We start from the raw sequence: 24,807 nt of genomic DNA, 5'->3' as shown, positions 1-24,807 counted from the left end.
CTCAAAGCAAGAGCACCGCTCTCTAATTTTTTCATGGCTCTCGTTCTTGGTCATCGCTCTTGGAAGTGGCACACTGGACCCCATGAGTGCGATCAGAGGAGCCAGGGAACGGGCCAGGGCGGAGATCACCGCGGCCATCAAGGAAGAGGCGGGCCGGCAGTTGGCCGTGCACGGACCGTCCGGTCTGTCGCTGCGCGCGGTCGCCCGCGAGCTCGGGATGGCGTCCTCCGCCCTCTACCGCTACTTCCCCAGCCGCGACGACCTGCTCACCGCCCTCATCATCGACGCCTACAACGCGATCGGCGCCGCCGCCGAGCAGGCGCTCGCCGAGGCCGATGCGGCGGTACCGCCCGCGCGCGCCGCCGGACCCGCCGACGGGACGCCCCCGGCCGCGGACCCGCTCGACCGCTGGGTCGCGGTGTGCCGCGCGGTCCGCGGCTGGGCGGTCGGCCACCCCTACGAATACGCCCTGATCTACGGCTCGCCCGTGCCCGGCTACGCGGCGCCGCAGGACACGGTCGCACCCGCCTCCCGGGTCGCTCTCACACTGGTGTCGGTGGTCCGTGACGCCCATACAGCCGGCCTGCTCGGCGAGCCCGCCGGCCGCCCGCTGGCCGGTCCCGTGCGCGCGGACGCCGGGCGGCTCGCCGCCGAGCTGGCCCCCGAGCTGCCGATACGGGTGATCGCCGCGCTGGTCGCCGTGTGGGCCCAGGTCTTCGGCATCGTCAGCTTCGAGCTCTTCGGCCAGTTCAACCGGGTCGTGGCGGCTCGCGGCGAATTCTTCGAGCAGGCCGCGGTCTTGCTGGCCGCTCAGGTGGGGCTGCGTACGGACGGCGGCCCCCGGGCCGGTGCGATACCCGTCGGCGCGGTGGCGACCACACCGGGCGGCAGCGCCGCGGACGGCGGTGACGGCGTACTCCCGGCGAAGTAGCCACGGTGACCCCGAGCAGCGGATGCCGGTGCCGCGGGCCGCGGTCTAGCGTGGACGGATGACGCGCGAGGTGCAACCGGAGAGTCCGCCGCGGCATGGGCTCTTCCCCGCCGGCCGGGGCGGTGGCGGTATGCCCTCGCTCTGGGTGCCCGCGCTGGCCCTGGCCTTCGTCCAGGTCGCCGGCTCCAGCGTGGCCGGACGACACCAGACCGTACGCGTCGACCTGGACCGGCTCGGCTGTCTGCTGCTGCTCGCGGGCCCCGCGCTCCTCCTGCTCCGCCGCCGCAGGCCGGTCCAGGTGGCCGCGGGCACCGCCGTGGTGACGCTGCTCTACACCGTTCTCGGCTATCCCTACGGGCCGGTCTTCGCCAGCCTCGTGGTCGCCTTCTTCAGCGCGGTGGCCGCCGGGCACCGCAGAGCAGTTCTCATCGTGGCGGGCAGCGCCTACGTCGGCCACGTGCTGGTCGGCGAGTGGCTCTACCGCTGGCTGCCGCCGTCCGGGGACACCCGGACGTCGTGGATGGAGCTGTCGGGCGCCGCGGCCTGGCTGCTCGCGGTGCTGGCCGCGGCGGAGCTGTTCCGGGTGCGGCGCGAGCAGATCGCCAGGGAGTGGCGGGAGCGGGCCGAGGCGGAACGGCGCCGGGTGGACGAGGAGCGGATGCGGATCGCCCGTGAGCTGCACGATGTGCTGGCGCACAGCATCTCGCTGATCAATGTGCAGGCCGGGGTCGCCCTCGCGCTGATCGACGAACGGCCCGAACAGGCCCGCAGCGCGCTCACCACCATCAAGGCGGCGAGCAAGGAGGCCCTCGGCGAAGTGCGGCAGGTGCTCAGTACGCTGCGGGCGCCGGGCGAGGCACCGCGTACTCCGGCCCCGGGCCTGGACCGGCTGCCCGAGCTGCTGGAGCAGGCCATGGCCGCCGGGCTGCGGGCCGAAGTGACCGTCGAGGGCGCCCGGGTGCCACTGCACCCGGGCGCCGACCTCGCCGCCTTCCGTATCGCTCAGGAGGCGTTGACGAACATCGTGCGGCACTCGGGATCGCGCACCGCGCGCGTACTCCTCGGGTATCGGTCCGACTGCGTCGAGGTACAGGTGGACGACGACGGGCCGGCGGTGACCGGCATCGAGAGCGGCGGCAACGGCCTGGTCGGCATGCGCGAACGCGCTGCCGCGCTGGGAGGCACGGTCGAGACGGGGCCGCGCCCCGGCGGCGGCTTCCGCGTACGGGCGAGGCTGCCGCTCATCGCACCCGACCCGCAGGACTGGCCCGACCACACCGGGCCGCTGCCCGCGGGGGAGCCCGCCCTCAGCGGGCCGCCACCAGCAGATGACCCCGCCCCTGCCTGGCCGCCGTCCTCCGGGGACCCCGCCCCTGCCGGGCCGCCGTCTGGGGTGGACCTCGCCTCCGGTGGATCGCCGCCCGCGCCCGGGTCGGGTGCGCGCGCCGGTCAGGAGGTCACGCGTGGCCCCGGTGCCCCCGCCAGACGGTCGGCCGTCGAAGCCCCTGTCTCCGCCGGGTCACCGGCCATGGATGATCCGGCCCTCGCCGGGCCGCCGTCCTCCGGGGATGCCGCCCCTGCCGGGCCGCCGCCCGCGGCCGACCCTGCCCCTGCCGGGCCGCCACCCGCCCGCGACCAGGGCACCGCCATGAGTGCCGAGTGCCCCGCCACCGATGCCGCCGACAGGGGCCGGCCGTACGATGCGGGTCGGCGGCAGGGGATGACCGCCGCCGGGGAGCGACCATGATCCGCGTTGTGCTGGCCGACGACCAGGCGCTGGTGCGGGCGGGCTTCCGGGCGCTGCTCGACGCGCAGAGCGACATCGAGGTCGTCGGGGAGGCGGCCGACGGGCGGCAGGCACTGGAGGCGGTGCGCGAACTGCGCCCAAACGCCGTGCTGATGGACATCCGGATGCCGGTGATGGACGGGCTCGCCGCCACCCGGCACATCACCGGCGACACCGCGCTCGAACAGGTGAGAGTGGTCGTCCTGACCACGTTCGAGCTGGACGAATACGTCTTCGAGGCGATCCGCGCCGGCGCGTCGGGCTTCCTGGTCAAGGACACCGAGCCGGCCGAACTCCTGCGCGCGGTCCGCGCGGTGGTGGCCGGCGACGCACTGCTGTCGCCCGGCGTCACCCGCCGGCTGATCGCCGAATTCGCCGCCCGTTCCAAGGAACCGGCAGCGATGAGCGCCCTCGACCAGCTCACCGACCGCGAGCGCGAGGTGATGGCGCTGGCCGGTATCGGCCTGTCCAACGACGAGATCGCCCGCCGCCTGGTGGTCAGCCCGCTCACCGCCAAGACCCACGTCAGCCGGGCCATGATCAAGCTGGGCGCCCGCGACCGCGCCCAGCTGGTCGTGCTGGCCTACGAGTCCGGCCTGGTACGCCCGGGCTGGCTCGGCTGACCCCGGCGGACCGCCGTCGCAGGCCCGTACCCGTACCGGTTCGGCGCCGCCCAGCCCGTACCTGCGCCACCTCGGCGCCGCCCAGGCCCGTACCCGCACAAGCTCGGCCCCCAGACCGGTGCCCGCTCAGCTCGTACACCCCCACAAGCCCGGCCCCGCACCGGAAAGGCGCGGGGCCGGGGCCGTGCGGGGAGGCCGCAGGCAGGCGGGAATCAGTCGCGCACCGCGCCCCCGTCCGAGGCGGAGGCAGGTCCGGACGCGGACCCGGAAGCAACCGGAGCCGCCGCCGGAACCGGAGCCGCGGACCCCGCCCCGGCCCCGAGCGCCGATCCGCCCTCGCCCCGCACGGCCCACCGCGCCTCGTCGTCGGCAGACGACGCGACGAGGATGCCGTACGAGGGCCGCCGGGAGCGCAGCCCCGACGCGGTGAGCAGCAGGCCGACCACACCGATGCCGGTGACCACCCACAGAGCCGGCCGGTAGCTGTCGAGCACCGCCTGCCTGCCGCCGCCGTGGCCGCCGGTGTTGGCGGTGACCACCGCGGTGACGACCGCCAGGAAGATCGCGCCGCCGACCTGGAAGGAGGTGTTGAGCAGGCCGGAGACCATGCCCTGCTCCTCGTCCCTGACGCCGTTGGTGGCCTGGATGTTGAGTGAGGGGAATGCCAGCGCGAAGGCCGCGCCGAGCAGCAGCATCGACGGGAGGATGACGGCCGGGTAGCTCGGGTGCAGGTCGATCCGCAGGAAGAGCGCGTAGCCGGCGACCAGCGACGCGAAGCCGGCCGCGATCACCCGCATGGTGCCGAAACGGTCCACGATCGGCCCCATCCGGGTGGACAGGATGGCGACCAGCGAGCCGGCGGGCAGGAAGGCGAGCGCGGTCTGCATGGCGCTGTAGCCGAGCACGTTCTGCAGATACTGCGTGACCAGGAACTGGAAGCCGATGTAGGAGCCGAAGAAGGTGGCGCCGCCGAGATTGGCGCGGACCTGGTGCGAGGAGCGGAGCACCGCGAGCCGGATCAGCGGGTGGGACGAGCGGTGCTCGATCGCGACGAACGCCACGAGCAGCGCCGCGACGGCGGCGAAGGAGCCGAGCGTACGGGCCGAGGCCCAGCCGGCACTCGACGCCGAGACCACGGTGAACACCAGCAGCAGCATCGACGCGGTGCCGGTGACGGCGCCCGGCAGGTCGTAACCGCGGCCCTCGGTGCGGTCGCGCGGGGTCTTCGGGATCAGCTTCAGGCCGGCGATCAGGGCGATCAGGGCGACCGGCGCGGGCAGCAGCATCGTCCAGCGCCAGCCCGCCTCGGTCAGGAAGCCGGAGAGCACCAGGCCCATCGAGAAGCCGGTGGCGCCGCAGCTGGAGTAAATCGTCAGGGCGCGGTTGCGCACCGGGCCCTCGGCGAAGCTGGTGGTGATGATCGACAGGCCGGCCGGCGCGGTGAACGCGGCGCTCAGGCCCTTGATGAAGCGGGTGGCGATCAGCAGCGAGCCGGAGTCGACCAGGCCGCCGAGCAGCGAGGCGACGGCGAAGATGCCGAGTGCGATGAGGAAGACGCGGCGCCTGCCGAGCAGGTCGGCCGCCCGGCCGCCGAGCAGCAGCAGGCCGCCGTAGCCGAGGATGTAGCCGCTGACGACCCACTGCAGCGAGTTCGTGGACAGGTGGAGGTCGTCGCCGATCGAGGGCAGCGCCACGCCGACCATCGAGACGTCGAGTGCGTCGAGGAAGAGGGCGCCGCAGAGCACGAAGAGCGTGCCCCATTGCAGGGCACTCCACCGCTCTTCGGTCCGGGGGACGGTGGTTGACGGAGAAGTCATGAGCGGTAGATTACATGCACGCGCATCGGATGCAAGTGCATTTAATGTCCGTGCATCAGGGTCCGTTTTCTGCTACCCTGCGGGCATGAGCGTGGACAAGAGTGAGCGGGCGCTGGAGCGCGAGTGGCGGGAGATCCTCGCCATCCATGCGCGTACGGCGTGCGAACTCGATCGTGAGCTGCACCAGTACGGGCTCTGCGCGAGTGATTTCGAGGTGCTCGACGTCCTTGCGGGCGATCCCGAGGACGGCGGCTGCACCTTCCGTGTGCAGGAACTGGCCGACCGGGTGCACCTCAGCCAGAGCGCGCTGTCCCGCCTTGTCGCCAGGCTGGAGAAGGACGGCCTGGTCGACCGCGGCATCTGCACCGAGGACCGGCGCGGCGTCTACGTCGCGATCACCGAGGGCGGCAGGCAGCGTTACGAGCAGGCCCGCCCCGGCCACCGTGCCGTACTGGAGCGGATGCTCGCCCGGCCCGCCCAGGTGTGACGCCCGGCGTACGAGCCTAGGCGCCGTGAAACTGCCGCCCCGGGCTCAGGAGCGCCGGGCCGGGCCGGTCGCGGTGCGCCGGCGGGAGTATCTGGCGGCGTAACCGAGCAGGACGGCGTTGAGCGCGGCCGAGACCAGCGCGGCGGCCACCGCCAGCGCCCAGCCGGACCATCCGAAGGCCGTGGTCCTGGCGTCGAGTCCGCCGGCCGACGCGACCAGTGACCAGAGCAGCGGCGTCCAGGGCAGCGTCACCACCAGCAGCAGGAAAGCGGTGGGCGAGGCGTGCCGGTGCGAAATCAGCGCGGTGTCCACGAGCAGTAGCAGCGTGGCGATGCCGACCACGACCAGGTAGATCCGGGACAGCCGCTCCCTGTGCGCCAGGCGGGTGGCGTTGACCAGCCAGGTCGGTATGCGCATCGCTCCTCCTCGGGCCCGCTGCGGGCTCGGCCGGTCAGGGCTCCCCGCGGCCGCCCCCAGCATCCCCCGGTCCGGCGTTGCGGGCGCCTGTGATGTGCATCAAGTCCTGCGGCCGCTGTTGCGTACCGCGTAGGCGATGACGGCGGCGACCGCGGCCAGCGCCGACACCGTGGTCAGCGCGATCGGCAGCCCTATGGCATCGGTCAGGAAGCCGATCGAGGGCGGCCCGAGCAGCATGCCCCCGTAGCCGAGGGTGGAGGCGGCGGCGACCCCGCTCGCGCCGGTCAGCGCGCCCGCCCTCGCGATCGTGGTCGGGAAGCTGTTGGCCAGGCCGAGGCCGGTGAGCCCGAAGCCCAGGATCACCAGCGGGATGACCGGTGCCAGGGCACCGAGCAGCATGCCGCCGGCCGCGGTGAGCCCGCCCAGCACCAGTACCCGGGTCTGGCCGAGCCGCTCCAGCAGGGCGGTGCCCGTCAGCCTGCCCAGGGTCATCATGAGCGCCACCGCCGCGTATCCGGCCGCCGCGATCCCGGGGCCGCCGTGCAGGTCCTGCTGGATGTGCAGCGGCCCCCATTCGGCGAGCGCCCCCTCGCCGTACGAGGAGCACGCCGCGATCAGGCCGAAGACCGCGACCAGCAGGCGGGTGTGCCGCACGCCGCCGGACGTGGGCGCGGACGTGGGCGCGGAATCGGACTTGGACGCGCGCTCGGCGGCGGGTACGGCGGCCTCGGAGCGCGCGGAAGCCGTGGCCCGGGCGATGTGCTCCCGCGGTACCTCGATCGGGTGAGCCAGCAGGACGCGTCCCGCGAAGGCGACGGTGAGCAGGCCGACCGGGGTGAGCAGCAGCAGATGCGTGGCGGGCGACAGGTGGGGCGCGAGCAGTCCGCCCAGGCTGGCGCCGATCAGCCCGCCCAGGCTGTACGCGGCGTGGAAGCTCGACATGACCGGCCGGCGCAGCGCGGCGACCAGTTCGACGGCGACGCTGTTCATTGCGACGTTCAGACCGCCGTACGATACGCCGAACACCAGCAGGACCAGGCCGAGTGCGAGTGCCGAGTGCGTTCGCGGCGGCAGGGCGATGCTCAGCGAGAGGACGACGCCGGTCGCCAGGGTGACGCGGTCGCTGCCGAAGCGCCGGCACAGCCGTCCGGTGAGCACCATCGTCGCCACGGCGCCCGCGGACACGCCGAGCAGCGCCAGCCCCAACTGGCCCGCGGAGGCGCCCGCCTGGGCTTTGATGGCGGGGATGCGCACCACCCAGCTGGCGAAGAGGAAGCCGTCCACGGCGAAGAAGACGGTGAGGGCGAGGCGCATGCGGCGCAGCGCGGGGTCGATGGCGGGAGCGTGGTGGGACCGGCCCAGGGCCGTCCCTATTTTGTTTAGCGTCGGCACAAAGTCAGAATAGGGGGGTGACACAGATTCGGACAAGGCTTGAGCGGGGCCGCGGTGCACTCGGTCCCGCGCTCTCCCTCGTGCACACCGGCCGCGCGGCGACCCGCGCACTGCTCACCGCTGAACTGGGGGTGACCCGTGCGACCGCGGGTGCGGTCGCCGCGGAGTTGGAGGCGCTGGGGCTGATCCGGGTGGACACCCGGCCGAGCGGCCCCTCCGGGGCGCAGGGCCGCCCCTCGCACCGGCTCGACGTGGCGCCCGAGGGGCCTGTCGTGCTGGCCGCCCAGGTCCACGCGGACGGCTTCCGTGCCGCGCTCGTGGGGCTCGGCGGGGAGATCGTTGCCACCGCGCCCGGCAGTATGACCGTACCGGCCGACCCCGCGCACGTGCTGGGCGCGGTCGTCGAGGCCGGCGCCGCGCTGCTGCTCGGGTCGGGTCGGCTGTGTGTCGGGGCGGGCCTGGCGGTGCCGTCCGCGGTCGCGGAGCCCGAGGGCACCGCGCTCAACCCGCTGCACCTGGCCTGGCCCGCGGGCGCCCCGGTGCGCGAGGTCTTCGCGGGCCAGATCGCCCGGGTGGGCATCCTCGGCCCCGACGGCGACCCGGTCGCGTCCTTCGTGGGCAACGACGTCAATGTGGCGGCGCTGGCAGAGCACCGGCACGGCGCCGGGCGCGGCGCGCAGCACCTGCTCGTGGTCGCGTCGGGCCACCGCGGCGTCGGCGGCGCGCTGGTGCTCGACGGCCGCCTGCACACGGGGAGTTCGGGGCTCGCGCTGGAGGTCGGCCACCTCACCGTGCAGCCCGACGGGCGCCCCTGTCACTGCGGCAGCCGCGGCTGCCTGGATGTCGAGGCGGACCCGCTGGCCTTCCTCGAAGCGGCCGGCCGGGTCCCCGGCCCCGAGGTGTCGCTGCTCGAACAGTGCCGCGACCTGCTCCGTACGGAGTACGCGGACCCGGCCGTCAAGGCCGCCGCGCACATGCTGATCGACCGGCTCGGCCGCGGCCTGGCCGGGATGGTCAACGTCCTGAACCCCGACCGCATCCTGCTCGGCGGCCTGCACCGCCATCTGCTCGACGCCGACCCGGAGGCGCTGCGCGCGGTGGTGGCCGACCACAGCCTGTGGGGCCGCAGCGGCAGCGTGCCGGTGCTGGCCTGCGCCCTGGACCACAACAGCCTGGTGGGCGCGGCCGAGCTGGCCTGGCAGCCGGTGCTCGACGACCCGCTGACGGCGCTGGGCGGCTGACGGGCGCCCGCCGGGTGCGGTGCCCGCGCCGCCGCGTACTCCGCGCGGAGCAGCCCCGCTGCCGCCGGCCGTACGACGATTTCGGCGGCGGGGGGCGGCAGGCTGGGTGGTGTCGGGAGAACCCCCACCATCCGAGGAGATGACGGACGATGAACACCCTGGCGTGGCATGACGGAGGGCCCGGCCCGTGGATCCTGTTCCTCCCCCTGGCCTGGGTGTTCGCCGTGGCCGCCGTGGTCACCGTGCTGCGCCGCACGGTGTGGCGCAGGCGCGGCGGGCCGTGGCGGCAGACCCGGCCGGCGGCGGGCGAGCACAGCCCGCCGGCGGTGCTCGGTCGGCGGTTCGCCTCCGGCGAGATCGACGAGGAGGAGTATTGGCGGCGGATGTCGGTGCTGGAGGAGCACTTCGCCCGTGACCCGCGCGACCTCCGCGGCGGCGGGAACGCCGCGCTGTGAACGGCCTGACGGCAGCCCGCGCGGCCCGCGTCATGGACGCGGCCACGGTCCGCGGTTCTGCGGACGCGCCCGCAGAACCGTCAGGGCCGGGCGCCGCCTCCCGGTGGGGAGGCGGCGCCCGGCCCGCGGTCTGCCTGCGGGCACGCCCGCAGTGCCGCGGTCAGGCCGCGGCAGCGATCCGCTCGGGCACCGGCACCGGCTCGGGCATCGCGCGGTCGAACGGCATGGTCGTCCGCATCGGCACCAGCGTCGGTACGGTCAGCGGGGTGCGCAGGACGAACCACACGACCTTGCCCTTCTCCCCGGGCAGCAGGTCGGTGCCCCAGCTGTCGCTCATCGCCTCGACCATGGCGAGCCCTCGCCCGGTGGTGGCCATCGGCTCCGCCGGCCTCAGCTGCGGAAGTCGCGGGTCGTGGTCGGTGACGGCCACGGTGAGACGGTCGTCGGCGAGGGTCAGCCGTACGCCGCACTTCTTGTCCGGCTGCGCGTGCCGGTGCACATTCGCCAGCAGCTCGCTGGTGGCGCTCGCCGCGGGCTCGATCAGCGGATCGAGGCGCCAGTAGCGCAGCTGCGCGGACACAATGCGGCGGATCTGCTGGATCCGGTAGGGATGCGCGTCGAGTGCGAGTGTGCACTCGCGTTCTGTTCGATGGGTCGGGTCGGTCCTGTCGGTCTGGTCGACTTGCATGATCACGGCTGCGACTCCCTCCGCGGCTGGGCCGCGCCCCGCGTACGCGAGGGTCCGGCCGTTCGCCGCTCCGATGGGGACACCTGAGCGAAATGCGTAGAGTGACTGCTACAGCACTCCGTGATGCGATATCAGCGTCACCCGATGTGAGGAATCCCGCAACTCGTCGCATACGAGGGCTCCGACCGGCCCTTTCGCCCTTCCGGCCGGGGTGAACCGGAATGCCGGGAGGCCGTCCGCACGCGCCGGCCGCCGGGGGTGTTCACTCCGGCGCCGAATCGTCGGGACCGGTGCGGGCCAGGGCCGCCAGTGTGGTCAGCGCCTTGTGCAGCACCGGCGGCGGGGGAGAGGCGAGGCCCAGGCGTACGGCGGCGGGCGTGCGGTGCGGACCCACCACGAAGGACGCGGCCGGGGTGACAGCGATGCCGTGCCGGGCGGCGGCGGCTACGAAGGTATCGGCGCGCCAGGGGGCTGGCAGCTCCCACCAGCAGAAGTACGATCCCGGGTCGGATCTCGTCGCGAGGCCGGCCAGGGCGTGCGCCGCGATGTGCTGCCGGTCGCGCGCGTCGGCCCGTTTGGCCGCGGCGACCGTCGTGGCGGTGCCGTCGGTCAGCCAACCCGTCACCGCCGCAAGGGCGTAGCCGGCGCTCGCCCAGCCGCCGGAGCGCAGGGCGGCCGTCACGGGGGCGGTCAGGTCCGGCGGGGCGACGGCGAAGCCCGCGGTCAGGCCCGGCGCGAGCCGCTTGGACGCGCTGTCCACCAGGATCACCCGCTCGGGCGCGTATGCCGCGAGCGGTGGCGGCGCGTCCTCGCGCAGGAAGGACCAGATGGCGTCCTCGACCGCGCTGAGCCCGGTCTCCCGCAGGGCCGCGGCCAGTTCGGCCCGGCGCGGGCCCGGCATGGTGACGCCCAGCGGATTGTGCAGCGTCGGCTGGACGTAGACCCCGCCCAGCGGCGCCGCCCGGTGCGCGGCGAGCAGCGCACCGGGCAGCATGCCTTCCTGGTCGCACTCCAGCGGCACGAGGGTGATGCCGAGCCGGGCTGCGACAGCCTTGACCACCGGATACGTCAACGCCTCGACGCCCACGCGGCCGCCGGGCCGTACCAGCGCGGCGAGGGCGGCGGCGACGGCCTGCCTGCCGTTGCCGGCGAAGAGCACGCCGTCCGGGTCCGGCGCCCAGCCCGGCGCTGCGAGCAGTCCCGCGACCGCGGCACGCGCAGCGGGAGTGCCCGCGGCGGCGGAGGGGCGCAGCGCGGCGGCCAGCACATCGGGCCTGGCCAGCCGGGCGAGTCCGGCGGCCAGCAGCTCCGAGTGGCCCGCCGTGACCGGGTAGTTCAGCTCCAGGTCCACCCGCGCCGACGCCGGCTCGGCGAGCGCCGGGTCCGGCGCGGGCGCGGCGGCCCGCACGAATGTGCCGCGCCCGACCTCGCCGGTCACCAGGCCGCGGCGGGCGAGTTCGGCGTACACCCGGCTCGCGGTCGACTCGGCGATCCCGTGCCGGCGCGCGAAGGCCCGCTGTGTCGGCAGCCGGTCACCGGGACGCAGCCGGCCCGCGGCGATCTGCGCCGCCACCACGTCGGCCGCCCGCCGGAAGTCCCGCACCATGTCCGCGCCCTTCGCCATGTCCCGCGCCAGCATATTGCACCGAGATCAAATGCGGCCATTGCCCTCGCCAATGCCCCGCGCCTAGCCTTGGAGTATCGGCCGAAGAGGGGAAACCAGCAGGTGAGCAGCGCTTTCATCAACGGCATCACCATGACCTACGACAACACGGGCGGCGGCGGTGATGCCGGCCGCGGCAGGGGCGAGGCGCTGCTGCTGGTGCACGGGCACCCCTTCGACCGCACCATGTGGCGCCCGCAGCAGGATGCGGCGCCGGGCCACCGGGTGATCGCACCCGACCTGCGCGGCTACGGCGACAGCCAGGTCGTCGCCGGCCTGACCCCGCTCAGCACCTTCGCCCGCGACCTCGCGGGGCTGCTCGATCACCTGGGAGTGCGGCGGGCGGTCCTGTGCGGGCTGTCGATGGGCGGCCAGATCGTGCTGGAATTCCACCGGCTCTTCCCCGGCCGGGTCGCCGGGCTCGTCCTCGCCGACACCTTCGCGCAGGGCGAGACCGAGCGCGGAAGAAAGGAACGCAACGCGCGCGCCGACCAGTTGCTGCGGGACGGCATGTCCGGCTACGCCCACGAGGTGCTGGACTCCATGGTGTCGCCCGCGACCGTCGCGGACCTGCCGGAGGTGGCCGCGCACGTGCTCGGCATGATGCTCGCCGCCCCGCCCGAGGGCGCCGCCGCCGCACTGCGCGGCCGGGCGGAACGCCCCGACTACACCGCGACGCTGCCGACCGTCGCGGTGCCCGCGCTGGTCGTGGTCGGCAGGGACGACGTCTTCACGCCCGTCGCGGACGCCGAACACCTGCACCGGCACATCCCGGGCGCGCGGCTGGCCGTCATCGAGGGCGCCGGGCACCTGCCCAACCTGGAGCGCCCCGCCGCCTTCAACGACGCGCTGGCCGGCCTGCTCGCCGCCGTACGGCAGCACGCGCCGGGCGCCGAGGATATGACGGAATTCTGACGTCCCGCGGCCGGCCCTGGCCAGACGGCGGCCGACGTGCTCGAATCGACCCATGGACGACCGCACGCCGTCGGTGAAGGCACCGGAGAAACCCCCGAACCCCGCCCCGGGACCCTCGGAGGAGGGCCGCGGCACCCCGGTCGGGCGGCGGGTCGTCCTGGGCATGCTCGGTCTCGGCGCGGCGGGCGTCGGCGTCGGCGGCGCCGTCCAGGGCAAACTCGACTCCGTCCTGGCGTCGGTCAGCGCCAAGGACCCCACAGGGGTGACAGGACTGCTGCCCGGCGGCGGCGGTTTCCGCTTCTACTCGGTGTCCAACTCCATCCCGCACCGCGGCGAGAGCGACTACCGGCTCACCGTCGGCGGCCTCGTCGACAGGCCAGGCGGCTACGGGCTCGCCGACCTGCGCGCCCTGCCGCAGACCCGGCTGGTGCGCGATGTGCAGTGCGTCACCGGCTGGCGGGTGCCCAAGACCGCCTTCTCCGGGGTGCGGCTGTCCACCCTGCTGGACGCGGCAGGGGTGCGCGAGGGCGGCACCGCGATCCGCTTCACCTGCTTCGACGGCGTCTACACCGAGAGCCTGACCCTCGAACAGGCCCGCCGCGCCGACATCCTGGTGGCGCTCACCATGAACGACAAGCCGGTCACCGCCGCCCACGGCGGGCCGGTCCGGCTCTACGCGGCGCCCATGTACTTCTACAAGTCCGCGAAATGGCTGTCCGGCATCACCGTGACCAAGAAGGTGCAGCCCGGCTACTGGGAGCACTACGGCTACGACGTGGACGCCTGGGTCGGCAAGTCGAACGGCCGCGGTGATGACCCCACTTCGTGACACCCGGGTGATGACCGGGCTGCGCCGCTTCACCCGCGCCGAGACCTGGGTGCACCGCTCGGTGAACTGGCTGATGTGCATCTGCGTCCTCACCGGCGGCTGCCTGTACTTCCCGCCGCTCGCCGAGATCGTCGGCCGCCGCAGGACGGTCGTCACGCTGCACGAATACTCCGGGATCGCCGTCCCCGTGCCGGTGCTGCTCGGCCTGGTCTCCCGCGCCTTCCGCCGCGACCTCGGACGGCTGGGCCGCTTCTTCCCGCACGACTGGCGGTGGCTGCGGACCGCCCTGCGCCGGGGCAGGCGGGAGCCGAGCCTGGCGGGGAAGTTCAACGCGGGCCAGAAGCTCTATGCCGCCTTCGCCGCCGGTGCCCTGCTGATCATGGCGGGCACCGGGGTGCTCATGTGGTTCCCGAAGCTCGCGCCGCTGATCTGGCGCACCGGGGCGACCTTCGTGCACGACTGGCTGGCGCTGGCCTTCGGCGCGGTGATCGCCGGCCACGTGTGGTTCGCCACCAAGGACCCCGAGGCGCGGCGCGGACTGCGCACGGGCTACGTACCGCGCTGGTGGGCGCGCGAGGAGCACCCGCTGTGGCAGCCGGAACCACCGCGGGAGCCGCCCGCCGAACGGCTCTGACGCGGCGTCAGCCGTCCTGTCCGACTTCGATCGGCTTCGCGGCAGTTCTGTTGCGGCCAGGACACCCGGCACTCGTCCCGGGGTCACCGGGGTTTCGCGGGCCGTACCCAGCGTCGCCGTATGACGATGTCTCAGACGGCCCCGCCCGCGCGGGAGGTCACGGCAGGGGAGGCGCCCGCCGTCGCCCCCGCGCCCAGGCCCGAGCCGTACCGGCCGCCCCGCCGCGTACAGCCGGCGGGCAGCGGACCCCGGCGGCTCGGCGTCCGCACCGTGGCGGCCCTGCTGGTGGTCGGCGCGCTGTGCGCGGTCGCAGTCGCGGGCGCGATCACCGTACGGGACAGCGCCGGACGGCTCGGCACCACCGTCGCCCAGCGCGCCGCCGTGGCCGCGCAGCTGCGCTTCGCGCTCGCCGACCTCGACGCCCAGCGCGCCGACACCCTCGCGCCGGGCCGCTCCGCCACCGACGCGGACGTCATCGTCGGCAACCAGCTCAACGCCCTGATCACCGGGCGGCAGCGGCGCGCCCAGGTCAGCGGCCTGCTCCGGCAGCTCGGTGCGGACCCGGGCCAGGGCGCGCGGGTGCGGGCGCTGCTCGACGGCCTCGGCCGTTACGACGGCCTCGGTGGTCGCGCGGCCTACGTCGCGGAGCAGGACCCCGGCCCGGTCGCCGGCCACCCGCCGCGTTTCGCCGTCGCCATGAACGTCCAGGCCGGTGACGTCGTGCACGACGAGTTGCTGCCCGCCGCCGACGCCCTGTCCGCGGCCTACCAGCGGCAGGCCGACGAGCAGCGGACGGCCGGGGCGCTCGGCCTGGCCGCGGTGCTGGTCGTGCTCGGCGTACGTCCGCGGCTCGTCGAATACCGCTGACGCCGGTCCTGGCCGGGACCGTACTTGTCACGTGCGGGGCACGGCAGGTAGAAGTGGCGGGGACGTATCGATGCGCCGGTGGGGGACCGCGAGCAGCTCGCCGACCCGGCCTTGCCTGGACGAGACGAGACGAGAGCGCCGACAGTGACCACCGAACCCTCACCCGCGGCCGAGGAGCCGTCGCTGCCCGACGACGTCTGGGAGCTCTTCGCCAACGACTCGGAACGCGCGATACGCCTCAGCGCCCCCAAGGAGCCCTCCGCCCGGGCCAGGATCGTCGCCCGCCGGCTGCGCGAGGAGGACGAGCGGGCCGCCGAGGCGGAACCGCGCCGCTGGGGCCGGCGCCGCCAGGAGCGGCCGCACACCCCCTCGCAGGCCACCACCGCCTGGCGCCCCGACAACCGCCCGCCCAGGCCGCCGCTGTCGCCCTCAGTACGCCGCCTGCGCGCGCTGCTCGGCATCATGCTGGTGGCCGCGGTGGTCCTCGTCGTCCTGTCCCCGGGCCGCGCCTGGTCCTGGTTCAGCGGCTGACGACGCCCTGACCGCTGCGGGCGCTTGTGCGTCAGCCCGCTGGGTTGTTTGTCGGTCTTCCTGCTCGTGTCCTTCGCGGGCGGCCTCGTGCCTCGGCCGACCGCTGCGGGCGCTCGTGCGTCAGCCCTCTGTGGGCTCGCCTGCCACGATCAGTTCCGACAAGTGCTCGGCGATCTCCGCCCGCAGCACCTCGGGGATGCCCGCGTCCGTCACCAGGGTGTCGACGTCCTCCAGGGCGGCGAAGGAGCTCAGGCCGACCGTGCCCCACTTGGTGTGGTCCGCGATCACCACCACCCGGCGGGCCGAGCGGACGAAGTGCCGGTTGGTCTCGGCCTCCGCCAGATTCGGCGTGGACAGGCCTGCCTCCACCGAGATGCCGTGCACGCCGAGGAACAGCAGGTCGAAGTGCAGCGCCTGGATCGCCCGGTCGGCCACCGGGCCGACCAGCGTCTCCGAGGGGGTGCGCACACCGCCGGTGATCACCACGGTGGCCGTCGCCTCAGCGTGGTTCGCACCGGGCCGCCGCTGGCCCGACTGGAAGACGTCCGCGACCCGCACCGAGTTGGTGACCACGGTCAGGTCCGGTACGTCCAACAGGTGGTGCGCCAGCGCGTACGCCGTCGTACCGCCGGCCAGGGCGATCGCGCTGCCCGGCGCCACCAGTGTGGCGGCGGCCGTCGCGATGGCCTCCTTGGCGCCCAGTTCGAGCCCCGACTTCGCCTCGAAGCCCGGCTCGTGACTGCTGGCCTCGACCACCGGCACCGCACCGCCGTGCACCTTCTCGACCACGCCCTGCCGGGCCAGTGCGTCCAGGTCGCGGCGCACCGTCATGTCCGAGACATTGAGCCTGCGGGTCAGTTCGTTGACCCGCACTCCGCCGCGTCGCCGCACCTCGTCAAGGATCAGTGCACGGCGCTGCTCCGCGAGGAGGTTCTGGTTGTCGCTCACCCGTGACCTCGTTCTGTCCGCCTCGTTGTGTGCGATGCCGTCTGCCGGCGCGCTGCGGTCATCCTTCCACGCACCGCGCCCTCCGGTGTATGCCGGGCCACGGGTCGGAACACCCTGGCGGCGGTGAACCGCGCCCGCGCGGCCCGATCGCGGGCCGCCCGGTACCGCGGAGGGCCGACCGCAGGCCGGGTCGGGCGCCACATCCGGGACGGAGGGGGCACAGGAGGCAGCCGTGACGGTCGGGACGGACATCGACGCGGCAAGCCAGCCGCGGCTCGCCCTGGAGCTTCTGGTCCACGGTGTCGGCGGCACCACCCCCGAGCGGATGCTCGACGACCCCCGCACGGTCTGCCTCGCGGGCGACGCCACGGCCGGCGTCCACCGCCGCGCCTGCGACGCGGACGCCGAGGAGCACCCGGGGCAGCGCCGCGAGGAGCCGGTGCCCGAGGCCTACTGCTGGGCCAACCTCACCTCGGGCAACGGCAGCCGGGCGCTGTGGCTGCTGCTGCTCCCGTTCATGATCGCGAACCTGGCGCACTGGATGCGCCCGCCCTCGCACCGGCTGCGGCTGGCCCGCGGCTACGGGACGGCCGTCCGGCTGCTCGCCCTCACCCTCACCGTGCTGCTGGTCGCCGCGGCCGGCGAGGTGGCGCTCGACCTGGTCGGCTGGCAGTGCGCGGGCAGCGCGAGGTGCAGCCGCGGCGCCTCCTGGCTCGGCTTCGCGGCCGCCGGGCGCGGCGGCTGGTGGAGCGAACCGGGCCGCAGGCTCGCCCTGGCCGCCCTCTTCCCCGCCGCACTGACCGCGCTGCTGTGGTGGCTGTCGCACCGCACCTGGTCGGCGTACGAGTCGCAGCGCCCGGCCCCCGGCCCCGCGCCGGCCCCGGGCGCCCCGCCGCTGGCCCAGCCGGGCTTCTGGTACGGCCGCCGCTCGGTCGCCCGGCTGCGTACCGCCCACACCGCGGCGGGGCTTCTCACGGTGGCCGCGGCCGTCACCTTCCCCGCGCTGCGCCAGGACCGCGGCGCCGCCGCACTGCCGCTCCAGGCACTCGGCTGGGCACTGGCCGCCTCGATCGCCGCCCTGGCCGCGACGGCCGTCACGGTCACCTGCCGGGCCGCCCGCAGCGAGGCGGGGCCCGACGAGGCCACCGACCACGGCGTCAGCCGCGCCCTGCTCGGCTGCTCCCTCGCCGCGCTGACCGCCGCCGCCCTCTACACGGGCTGGCACCGGGCCGGCTGGACCTCGGCGGGACGACTGCCGGCGGCGCAGGCCTTCACCGCCCTGACGGTGCTCCAGGGTGCGCTGATCGCGGTACTGGCGGCGTCGGCCCTGCTGCTGCACCGGGCGCCGCCGCGGGACGCGGCGTCCGGTGACACGGGACCGGCGGCGGACGCCGTAACGGCCGTGCCGCCGGCCCGGACAGGCGCGGCGGACGGACCGCCCGCAGGCCACGGGGACACCCCGTCCTGCGCTGTCGCGCTGCGGGGCCTGGCGGGCCCCGCAGTCGCGCTGCTCGCGTGCGGCCTCGGCGGGGTGCTGACCGGCGGGCTGGCGCAGCGGGCCGCCGACGTGCTGGACCGGGGGCGCACGCCGGGGGAGGCGGGCAGTCCGCTGCCGGGACCGCCCGCCGTGCTCACCTGGGAGGCGTCGGTGATCCCCGTGGTGCTCGCGCTGCTCGCCGTGACCGGTGCCGCCGTGCTGTGGCGGCTGCGCCGCCGGGAACGGGCGCTGCGGGGCGAGGTGGAGGCGATGTACCCGGACGAGCAGCACCGGCCGGCCCGTACCCGGCAGATCGCCGGCGCCCTCGCCCGCGCCGGGCTGACCGACCGCGCGCCGCTGCTGGCCGCCGTGGTCTGCGCGGCGGCCTTCGTCCTGGGGGCCGGCGCCGTCGCCGGTGCCTGGACGGGCGGCGGCACACCGCAGGACCGGGCGGCCGGCGCGCCAGCCGCCGTATCGGCGCTGGCCGGGGCCGCGCAGGCGACCGGCTCCTGGCTGGTCGGGGCGGGCGTCGTCGCCCTGGTGGCGCTCGGCCGCCGGGCCTACCGCGATCCGGCGGCCCGCCGCACCGTCGGCATCCTGTGGGACGTCGGCACCTTCTGGCCGCGCGCCGCCCACCCCTTCGCGCCGCCGTGCTACGCCGAGCGCGCCGTGCCCGACCTCAGCTGGCGGATGGCGTCCTGGACCGCGCGCACGGGCGGGCGGATCATCCTGTCGGGCCACTCGCAGGGCGGCGTGCTGGCCGCCGCCGCGGTCTGGCAGCTCGACCCCGCCGCCAGGGGCCGGGTCGCCCTGCTCACCTACGGCTGCCCCCTGGCCCGGCTGTACGGCCGCTGGTTCCCCGCGTACTTCGGGCCCGGGCCGCTGCGCGGACTGCACCGCGACATGCACGCCTGGCGCAATCTGTGGCGCCGCACCGACCCGATCGGCGGCCCGGTCCTGCTCGCGGGTCCTGAAGGCCCGGTGGACCGCGGCCCGCTGCTCGACCCGGTGGCGTACGGCCGCAGCGCCCGCCACCCGCTGCCGGAGCCCGTACGCGGCCACTCCGGCTTCCAGGCGGACCCGGCCTTCGCACGGGAGCGGGCCGCGCTGCTCGCCCGGCTGGCGGGGGCGGAGGGCAGAGCGCTGCCGGCTCAGGGCAGTTCCGGCAGGTCCTCCGGGTAGAGCAGCTGCAATTCGTCGTGCGTCGGCTCCGCGACATGTGCCAGGCGCACCGCGTGCCGCTCCACCATCGCCTCGAAGGTCTGCCGCGCCGCCCTGCCGTTGCCGAAGGCCGGTCCCTTGGGGAGCGCAGTGAAATACTTGAGCAGCGCCTCGCCCGCGTCCTCGCCGAGCCGGTACTCGTGCTCTGCGGCCTGCGACTGCACGATGCTCAGCAGCTCGTCGGCGGTGTAGTCGCCGAAGGTGATGGTCCGGGAGAAGCGGGACGCCACACCGGGGTTGGACGCCAGGAAGCGCTCCATCTCCGCCGTGTAGCCGGCCACGATCACCACCACCGCGTCCCGGTGGTCCTCCATCAGCTTCACCAGGGTGTCGATGGCCTCCCGGCCGAAGTCCCGCCCCGCGTCCTCCGGTGCCAGCGCGTAGGCCTCATCGATGAACAGCACGCCGCCGCGGGCCCGGTCGAAGGCCTCCTGGGTGCGGATCGCCGTGGAGCCGATGTGCTCGCCGACCAGGTCGACCCTGGCCACCTCCACCAGGTGGCCGCGCTCCAGGACGTCGAGCGAGTGCAGGATCTCGCCGTAGAGCCGCGCCACGGTGGTCTTGCCGGTGCCGGGGGAGCCGGTGAAGACCAGGTGGCGGCGCGGGGACGGCGCCTTGAGGCCGGCCTGCTCCCGGCGGCGGCCCACCGCGATCATGTCTATCAGGGTGCGGACCTCGCGCTTGACGCTGTCCAGGCCGACCAGGGCGTCGAGGTCGTCCAGCACCTCGGTGCTCTCCCGCGCCGCGGGTACGGCAGCCGGCTCCGCCTCCGCGGGCCGCTGCTGCGGTACCCCGCCGAGCAGGCCGTACGACTGGGCCGCGGGCTGCCGGTCGGGCGCCGCGGGGGCAGGGACCGGCGCGGGCTCGGGCGCGGCGGTGCGGTCACTGGAGCAGTCCTCGGTGACCGGGCCCGGCTCGGCGAATTCGTACCCGCCGCGGGCGCAGCGCTCGGTACGGCACCGGGTCAGGGTGGACCGGCAGCCGTCGATGATGTGGAAGCCGTAGCCCTTGCTGCCGGTCACCCGGCAGCCGGTGAAGGTGCCGCGGCCCTCGGCCGACACATAGATGCCGGACTCGGTCGCGTTGGTGACCGTGCAGCGGTCGAGGGCCGGGTCGGCGCCCTTGGTGACGATCACGCCGGTCGCGGTGTCGTCGATGGTGACCTGGGCGAAGGTGCCGCCGCTGCCGTGGTCGCGGAACCAGGCGCCGGTCGCGGCCTCCCGGATCCGGCAGTCGTCGAGCTGGACGTTGGCGCCGTCGCTCACCGACACCGCCGTATTGCGGATCTGCGTGAAGTCGCTGTCGACGACGTCCGCGCGTGAGCCGCGGTCCAGCACGAACAGCGCGTCCGGTACGTCGTGCACACGGCAGGCGTCCAGTATGGCGACGGCGCCGTCGCTGACCCACACCGCCGGATAGTCGCCGGTGCTGTCGTGGATCTCGCACTGGTTGGCGTCGGCCCTGGTGCCCGGGTCCCACACCGACAGGCCGTTGCGGCCGAAACGGCGGACCGTGCAGCGGGTCAGGGTGAGCACCGAGCGGGCCCGCAGATCGACCGCGTTCTCCGGGATGTCGTGGATGTCGCAGTCGGCCATCGCCAGCACCGCGTCGGTGTCGAGCGAGATGCCGTCGCCGGTGGTGCGGTGCAGCTGGCAGTCGGTCAGGCTCCCGGACGCGCGCTGCGACAGGTGCAGCCCGGTGCCGTGGATCTCGAAGATCTCGCAGCCCACCGCCTCGATCGAGCTGTGCTCACCGGTGACGGAAAGACCGGAGCCCGACGTGTGGTGCACGCGGCAGCGCTCAAGCCGGGGGCTGCCGCCGCCGCGTACCGCGACACCGCTCTGGCCGGCCGCGACCACCTCGCAGTCCTCGAACAGCCCGCCCGCCGCGTCCAGCACGCTGATGCCGAGCCCGGCCGGGTTGTCGACCGTGCAGCCGCGCACTGTGGGACGCGCGCTGTCGCGCACCTCCAGGCCGACCGCGGAACGGGTGCTGATCCGCAGTCCCGACAGCTCGGGGGCGCAGGCCTCCACCAGCAGTGCGGCGGCGGCGCCGTCCTGGCCCTCGATCAGCAGGTCGTGCACCGAGGCCGCTGCCCGTACGGTCAGCGCCACTCCGGACGCCGGGGCGATACGGACCGTGCCGGGTCCGTCCGCGCAGCGCAGGGTGACCGCCTGGTCGACCACCAGATTCTCCCGGTAGGTGCCGGCGGACACCGACAGCACGTCGCCCTCGCCCGCCGCCTCCAGGGCGGCGGCCACGGTGGCGTACTCACCTGTGCGGCGCCGCCACCGCGAACTGCTCGGGTTGGTGACCTGCACCACGCCATGTGCCATCGGGCTGCTGCCCCCACCTCTTGCTTCGGGCGACCGGGGATCAACCGTAGCGCGCGCGGCGGGTGGTCGTTGACGACAGCCCGTCAGGCGGACACCGCCGCCCGCCGCAATGGTCCGCGCCGCCCGTCAGCCGCCCGCGCCGGCCCGGCCCCAGTCCTGGCCGATCCTGGCCCACTCGCGCTCCCAGGAGTCCATTCTGCGCCGCATCAGCCGCCACATCAGGACCTGCCGGGACACCAGCAGGACCCCGCCGGCCGCGCTGCCGGTCGCCAGGCCCGCGAGCACCGCGTGCGTGGTGGCCGTGGCATTGTCCAGCGGCGGCGGTACGAGCACGCCGGTGCTGTCCGTCCACAGCAGCATCTCATTGCCGCGCCAGACCTCCAGGCCCACCGGAACCTTCGCCGTGTGCAGCGAGTGGTCGGGCGCGATCCAGCGCAGCACATCGCCGCGCCGCGGGTCGGAGTCGGCGCCGGCCGCCGCTGCCGCCGCCTTCGCCGCGCCGGGCGCCGCGGTGGCGTCGGACGCCGCGGGGGACTGCACCACCGCGGCGGGCACCAGGGTGCGTTCGGTCCGCTGGGTGCGCGCCACGCGCTGCAAGGTGCGGTCGACGGACTGCCCCGCCCACCAGCCCGCCAGCGGAGCCACGCAGAACAGCAGGATGGTGACGACTCCGAGCCACGCCTCGACGACGTCGGAACGCCGGCGCAGCGGATTGCGCCGCCACCGCCACCCGCGCTTGGTGAGCCTTGTGCGACGAGCCATGGCTGACCACCCCCTCCACCCGTTCAGCTACCGCAAGCGGCGCGACTCATGCGTGTGGTCTTCTATCCCGCTGGGGCCACGGGCATGCCGCATCGACGCGTTACTTCACCATCGTCAACGGATCGCCCACGCGCAGGGTTCCGGAATGCTCGGGTACCAGATTCTGTCCGAAAATCAGCCCGGATCCGATCCTGCGGTGCCGGCCCAGGGTGCGCAGCGGCTCCTTGCCGCGGGTCCCGGCGTCCTGGTCGGTGGTGGTGACCACGCAGCGCGAGCAGGCCTTGGGCACCCGGAAGGTCACCTCGCCGATCCGCACCCGGCGCCAGTCGTCCTCGGCCCAGGGCGCGGTGCCCTCGATCACCGCGTTGGGCCGGAAGCGGTTCATCGGCAGCGGACCCTCCTGCGCCCGGTCGCCCGCGGCGATCAGCGCGTTCAGGGCGTCGAGCGAGGCGGCCGTGGTGACCAGCAGCGGATAGCCGTCGGCGAGGCTGACCGTCTCGCCGGGCAGCGCGTACCGCGGGTCGATCGGGCGCCGGACCGCAGGGTCGTCCAGGTGCACCAGCCGCGCCGCCATGCCCAGGAAGCCGGAGAACCAGGCGTCGGCCTCCTCGCCAGCGGACATGACGTCGACCTTGCCGGCGAAGAGCCGCACCGTCCGCAACGGCCCCTCGGCGGGCGGCAGGACGTCCAGCGGCGGGAGCCCGGGCCCGGTCAGCCGCAGGCCGCCACCCCCCACGGGCAGTGCGGCGAGCAGCGCCAGACGCGGTTGTTCCCGCTGGGTCAGCGCGCTGTCGGCGGCGGCGTCGACCAGCATCCAGCGGCGGTCCCCCGCGAGCCCCCACGGCTCGACGACCGCCTCCTGCATGCCGACGGCGCGCAGCGACTTGACCGGGTACACGTGCAGCGCGCTGAGACGAGGCGTGGTCATGACGCCATTCTTCCAGCCCGCCGTAACGGATCAGCCCTGGTAGTAGCCCCCGCCGCCCTGGCCGAGGTTGCGCCGCGGGTACTGGTCCTCCGGGTGCCCGCCGGGCACCTGCCGCGGCGGTACGGGACGCGGCGGCACCGGCCGGGCGGCCTCGTAACCGCTGGGCGAGGGCTGCGGCGGCATGGCCGGATAGCCGTTGCCGTTGGCGTTCGGGTAGCCGTTGCCGCCGTAGCCGCCGCGTGGCGCGGCCGGCTGCGGGATGTACGGCGCGGGCGGCTGCTGGTAGCCGCCGCCCTGGTAGCCGCCCTGCGCCGCGGGCTGCGGCTGCTGGTACGACGGCGAGGACGGACCCGACGGCAGCGCGGGAAGCGCTGGCAGGGCCGGCAGGTTGCTGCCGCCGCTGTAGCCGTTGGCGAGTCCCGCGTCGTAGCCGGAGTACGGCGACGGCACGCGGATGGGCGCGATCTGCGGGGTGCCGCGCTCGGCCACGAGGCTGTCGTAGATCGGGGTGTCCGGGAAGGACGAAGACGAGGGGGAGTAGCCGCCGTAGCCGCCACCGTACGAACCGCGGGGGGTGGTCATGGGCCATAAGTTAAGCCCACGATGTGGTCGTTGGGGAGACCGATTAGAGGGTTGTTTGACGGGCGGGGAGCGACACCACGTCCCCAATATGAGCGAATCCTCGGAAACCGGTCACCAAGACATGGTGTGATCAGGTAAAAGGCGTGTGTCCGAGGGGATATCGGGGAGTCATGACGCACCGGGGGAGGGGCAACATGATGCTGCGCAGGGGGGAGAGTGTCCGTTTGCCGACCGCCGAAGTCCGGCTGGAGTTCGGCCGGCGGACCGGTCCTGACATACCGCGTGCCGATATGTGCGCGCTTCTGCTCGTCGGCGGGGCACCGCGCGGGGTCGGCGATCTCGTCGACGCGGATGTGCCCGCGCACGGCTCGGGAGCGGTCACGCACTCCCGCGAGCGCGCCGGCGGCACCGTTGTCGACACCCTCGTCCTCGACCTGGCGTCACTCGAAAGAGCAGTGACCGCGGTGCTCGTGGTCGTACGCGCCGAGGGCGGCCCGCTCGGCCGCATCCCCGGACTGCGGCTGAGCGCGGCGGCCGAGGGCGCGCGTTCGGTGCGGCTCGACTGCGGCGGTGTCACCGGCGGGCGGATGCTGGTGGTCGGCGAGTGCTACCGGGAGGGGGACGGCGACGGGTGGCGGCTGCGGGCCGTCGTCCTCGCCGCGCCTGTTCTCCCGGCCGAACCGCGGCCCGCGCCGCCGTCCTCTGTGCTCCTGCCGTCCGACGGTATGTGCGCCGGGCCCGGGCTGCTGCGGATCGCCTTCGGCGCGCAGGGGGGTACGGCGGCGGGCGTCGAGCTGTGCGCGCTTTTCGAACTCGCCGACGGTCGCAAGGGGGTGGTCCAGCCGCTGGGCGGCGCCGCCGGTGCGTTGCGGCTGCCGCCGTACGTGCGGCTGGACGTGGACCGGGGCGGGGCCGGCGGGGCCGAGCTGAGCGTCAACCTCGACCACACGGTGCGGTTCCGGCGGGTCCTGGTCTACCTCGCGCTGCGCGGCGCCGGGCGCAGCTTCGCCGATGTGCGCGGCACGGTCATGGTGCGGCCCGACCACGGGCCGCCGCAGGACTTCGCCCTCGGCCCCGGCGGCCCCGACTCCACGGCCTGCGCGCTGCTTCTGCTCACCCCGGAGGGGGACGCGCTGCGGGTACGGCGGGAGGTCCGCCATCTCGCCGTCCGGCGGGGGGTGAGTCCGCAGCGGATTGTCGACTACGCGTATGGCTGGGGTCTGGTGTGGACCCCGGCCGAGGTCTGAGCTGTTGCCCTAGCGGGGTCGGGTGGGCGG

At 74.5% G+C, this 24,807-nt stretch carries 22 protein-coding genes and 1 pseudogene; 13 read left to right on the top strand and 10 right to left on the bottom strand.

The window, feature by feature from the left end; translation table 11 throughout:
- Positions 1–82: 82 nt before the first annotated feature.
- The 3 genes and pseudogenes from V7E46_RS06035 to V7E46_RS06025 all read left to right on the top strand — a co-directional run bounded on the left by V7E46_RS06035 (position 83) and on the right by V7E46_RS06025 (position 3,340).
- The gene (locus V7E46_RS06035; RefSeq protein WP_333767423.1) at positions 83–931 is read left to right on the top strand and encodes a TetR/AcrR family transcriptional regulator; all 849 of its coding nucleotides are present in this window, start codon (positions 83–85) and stop codon (positions 929–931) included.
- Positions 932–989: 58 nt separating this feature from the next.
- A pseudogene (locus tag V7E46_RS06030) lies at positions 990–2,174 on the top strand (sensor histidine kinase); the annotation flags it as partial.
- Positions 2,175–2,674: 500 nt separating this feature from the next.
- Positions 2,675–3,340, top strand: coding sequence for a response regulator transcription factor (locus V7E46_RS06025; RefSeq protein WP_333767422.1), 666 nt, complete (start codon positions 2,675–2,677; stop codon positions 3,338–3,340).
- A 212-nt stretch (positions 3,341–3,552) separates the two neighbouring features.
- On the opposite strand, the gene V7E46_RS06020 is transcribed toward V7E46_RS06025, so the two are convergent.
- On the bottom strand, positions 3,553–5,157 hold the full coding sequence (locus V7E46_RS06020) for an MFS transporter (protein ID WP_333767421.1): 1,605 nt from the start codon (positions 5,155–5,157) through the stop codon (positions 3,553–3,555).
- Between the two features lie 85 nt (positions 5,158–5,242).
- Between V7E46_RS06020 and V7E46_RS06015 the strand changes: the two genes are divergently transcribed.
- Positions 5,243–5,644, top strand: coding sequence for a MarR family winged helix-turn-helix transcriptional regulator (locus V7E46_RS06015; protein WP_333767420.1), 402 nt, complete (start codon positions 5,243–5,245; stop codon positions 5,642–5,644).
- A 45-nt stretch (positions 5,645–5,689) separates the two neighbouring features.
- Here V7E46_RS06015 and V7E46_RS06010 read toward each other — a convergent pair whose 3' ends face one another.
- Both V7E46_RS06010 and V7E46_RS06005 read right to left on the bottom strand, forming a co-directional pair.
- Complete coding sequence (locus V7E46_RS06010) at positions 5,690–6,061, bottom strand: SCO4225 family membrane protein (protein WP_333767419.1); 372 nt, start codon at positions 6,059–6,061, stop codon at positions 5,690–5,692.
- A gap of 99 nt (positions 6,062–6,160) precedes the next feature.
- Positions 6,161–7,453 carry an MFS transporter gene (locus V7E46_RS06005; protein ID WP_443054007.1) on the bottom strand — a complete coding sequence of 431 codons (1,293 nt, stop codon included), beginning with the start codon at positions 7,451–7,453 and terminating at the stop codon, positions 6,161–6,163.
- A 17-nt stretch (positions 7,454–7,470) separates the two neighbouring features.
- Between V7E46_RS06005 and V7E46_RS06000 the strand changes: the two genes are divergently transcribed.
- Entirely contained in the window at positions 7,471–8,694 is a 1,224-nt protein-coding gene (locus V7E46_RS06000) for an ROK family protein (protein WP_329181263.1), read from the top strand.
- 149 nt (positions 8,695–8,843) lie between these two features.
- The gene (locus V7E46_RS05995) at positions 8,844–9,149 is read left to right on the top strand and encodes an SHOCT domain-containing protein (protein ID WP_333767418.1); all 306 of its coding nucleotides are present in this window, start codon (positions 8,844–8,846) and stop codon (positions 9,147–9,149) included.
- 160 nt (positions 9,150–9,309) lie between these two features.
- Here V7E46_RS05995 and V7E46_RS05990 read toward each other — a convergent pair whose 3' ends face one another.
- Positions 9,310–9,837, bottom strand: a complete 528-nt coding sequence (locus V7E46_RS05990) for an ATP-binding protein (protein ID WP_333767449.1) — start codon at positions 9,835–9,837, stop codon at positions 9,310–9,312.
- A 262-nt stretch (positions 9,838–10,099) separates the two neighbouring features.
- The gene (locus V7E46_RS05985; protein WP_333767417.1) at positions 10,100–11,461 is read right to left on the bottom strand and encodes an aminotransferase-like domain-containing protein; all 1,362 of its coding nucleotides are present in this window, start codon (positions 11,459–11,461) and stop codon (positions 10,100–10,102) included.
- Between the two features lie 102 nt (positions 11,462–11,563).
- Here V7E46_RS05985 and V7E46_RS05980 point away from each other — a divergent pair, with 102 nt between their 5' ends.
- The 5 genes from V7E46_RS05980 to V7E46_RS05960 all read left to right on the top strand — a co-directional run bounded on the left by V7E46_RS05980 (position 11,564) and on the right by V7E46_RS05960 (position 15,276).
- Entirely contained in the window at positions 11,564–12,415 is an 852-nt protein-coding gene (locus V7E46_RS05980) for an alpha/beta fold hydrolase (protein ID WP_333767416.1), read from the top strand.
- 52 nt (positions 12,416–12,467) lie between these two features.
- Entirely contained in the window at positions 12,468–13,244 is a 777-nt protein-coding gene (locus tag V7E46_RS05975) for a molybdopterin-dependent oxidoreductase (RefSeq protein WP_333767415.1), read from the top strand.
- The gene (locus tag V7E46_RS05970; RefSeq protein WP_333767414.1) at positions 13,228–13,878 is read left to right on the top strand and encodes a cytochrome b/b6 domain-containing protein; all 651 of its coding nucleotides are present in this window, start codon (positions 13,228–13,230) and stop codon (positions 13,876–13,878) included. Before V7E46_RS05975 ends, V7E46_RS05970 begins: the two co-directional genes overlap by 17 nt.
- A 120-nt stretch (positions 13,879–13,998) precedes the next feature.
- Complete coding sequence (locus V7E46_RS05965; RefSeq protein ID WP_333767413.1) at positions 13,999–14,745, top strand: hypothetical protein; 747 nt, start codon at positions 13,999–14,001, stop codon at positions 14,743–14,745.
- 144 nt (positions 14,746–14,889) lie between these two features.
- Positions 14,890–15,276: a hypothetical protein gene (locus tag V7E46_RS05960; protein ID WP_333767412.1), complete on the top strand. Its 387-nt coding sequence runs from the start codon at positions 14,890–14,892 to the stop codon at positions 15,274–15,276.
- Between the two features lie 120 nt (positions 15,277–15,396).
- Here the strand turns inward: V7E46_RS05960 and V7E46_RS05955 are convergent, their stop codons facing one another.
- Positions 15,397–16,224, bottom strand: a complete 828-nt coding sequence (locus V7E46_RS05955) for a DeoR/GlpR family DNA-binding transcription regulator (RefSeq protein WP_329181274.1) — start codon at positions 16,222–16,224, stop codon at positions 15,397–15,399.
- A gap of 232 nt (positions 16,225–16,456) precedes the next feature.
- On the opposite strand from V7E46_RS05955, the gene V7E46_RS05950 reads away from it, so the two are divergent.
- Positions 16,457–18,883, top strand: a complete 2,427-nt coding sequence (locus V7E46_RS05950) for a hypothetical protein (RefSeq protein ID WP_443054005.1) — start codon at positions 16,457–16,459, stop codon at positions 18,881–18,883.
- On the opposite strand, the gene V7E46_RS05945 is transcribed toward V7E46_RS05950, so the two are convergent.
- The 4 genes from V7E46_RS05945 to V7E46_RS05930 all read right to left on the bottom strand — a co-directional run bounded on the left by V7E46_RS05945 (position 18,853) and on the right by V7E46_RS05930 (position 23,530).
- Positions 18,853–21,258, bottom strand: a complete 2,406-nt coding sequence (locus V7E46_RS05945) for a right-handed parallel beta-helix repeat-containing protein (protein ID WP_333767411.1) — start codon at positions 21,256–21,258, stop codon at positions 18,853–18,855. The two genes, V7E46_RS05950 and V7E46_RS05945, sit on opposite strands and share 31 nt — an antisense overlap.
- A gap of 126 nt (positions 21,259–21,384) precedes the next feature.
- Positions 21,385–22,020 (bottom strand): Rv1733c family protein, encoded by a 636-nt coding sequence (locus V7E46_RS05940; protein WP_333767410.1) that lies wholly within the window; start codon positions 22,018–22,020, stop codon positions 21,385–21,387.
- A gap of 100 nt (positions 22,021–22,120) precedes the next feature.
- Positions 22,121–22,948 carry an MOSC domain-containing protein gene (locus V7E46_RS05935; RefSeq protein WP_333767409.1) on the bottom strand — a complete coding sequence of 276 codons (828 nt, stop codon included), beginning with the start codon at positions 22,946–22,948 and terminating at the stop codon, positions 22,121–22,123.
- Between the two features lie 30 nt (positions 22,949–22,978).
- Positions 22,979–23,530 carry a DUF6643 family protein gene (locus V7E46_RS05930; protein WP_333767408.1) on the bottom strand — a complete coding sequence of 184 codons (552 nt, stop codon included), beginning with the start codon at positions 23,528–23,530 and terminating at the stop codon, positions 22,979–22,981.
- Between the two features lie 224 nt (positions 23,531–23,754).
- On the opposite strand from V7E46_RS05930, the gene V7E46_RS05925 reads away from it, so the two are divergent.
- Complete coding sequence (locus V7E46_RS05925) at positions 23,755–24,777, top strand: Tellurium resistance (RefSeq protein WP_333767407.1); 1,023 nt, start codon at positions 23,755–23,757, stop codon at positions 24,775–24,777.
- Positions 24,778–24,807: the final 30 nt, after the last annotated feature.

The organism is Streptomyces sp. IBSBF 2435 (genome assembly GCF_036815005.1).
Classification (GTDB): Bacteria; Actinomycetota; Actinomycetes; order Streptomycetales; family Streptomycetaceae; genus Actinacidiphila.
Note: the sequence above shows the minus strand (reverse complement) of the source record. Positions and strands in the feature narration are given on the sequence as shown.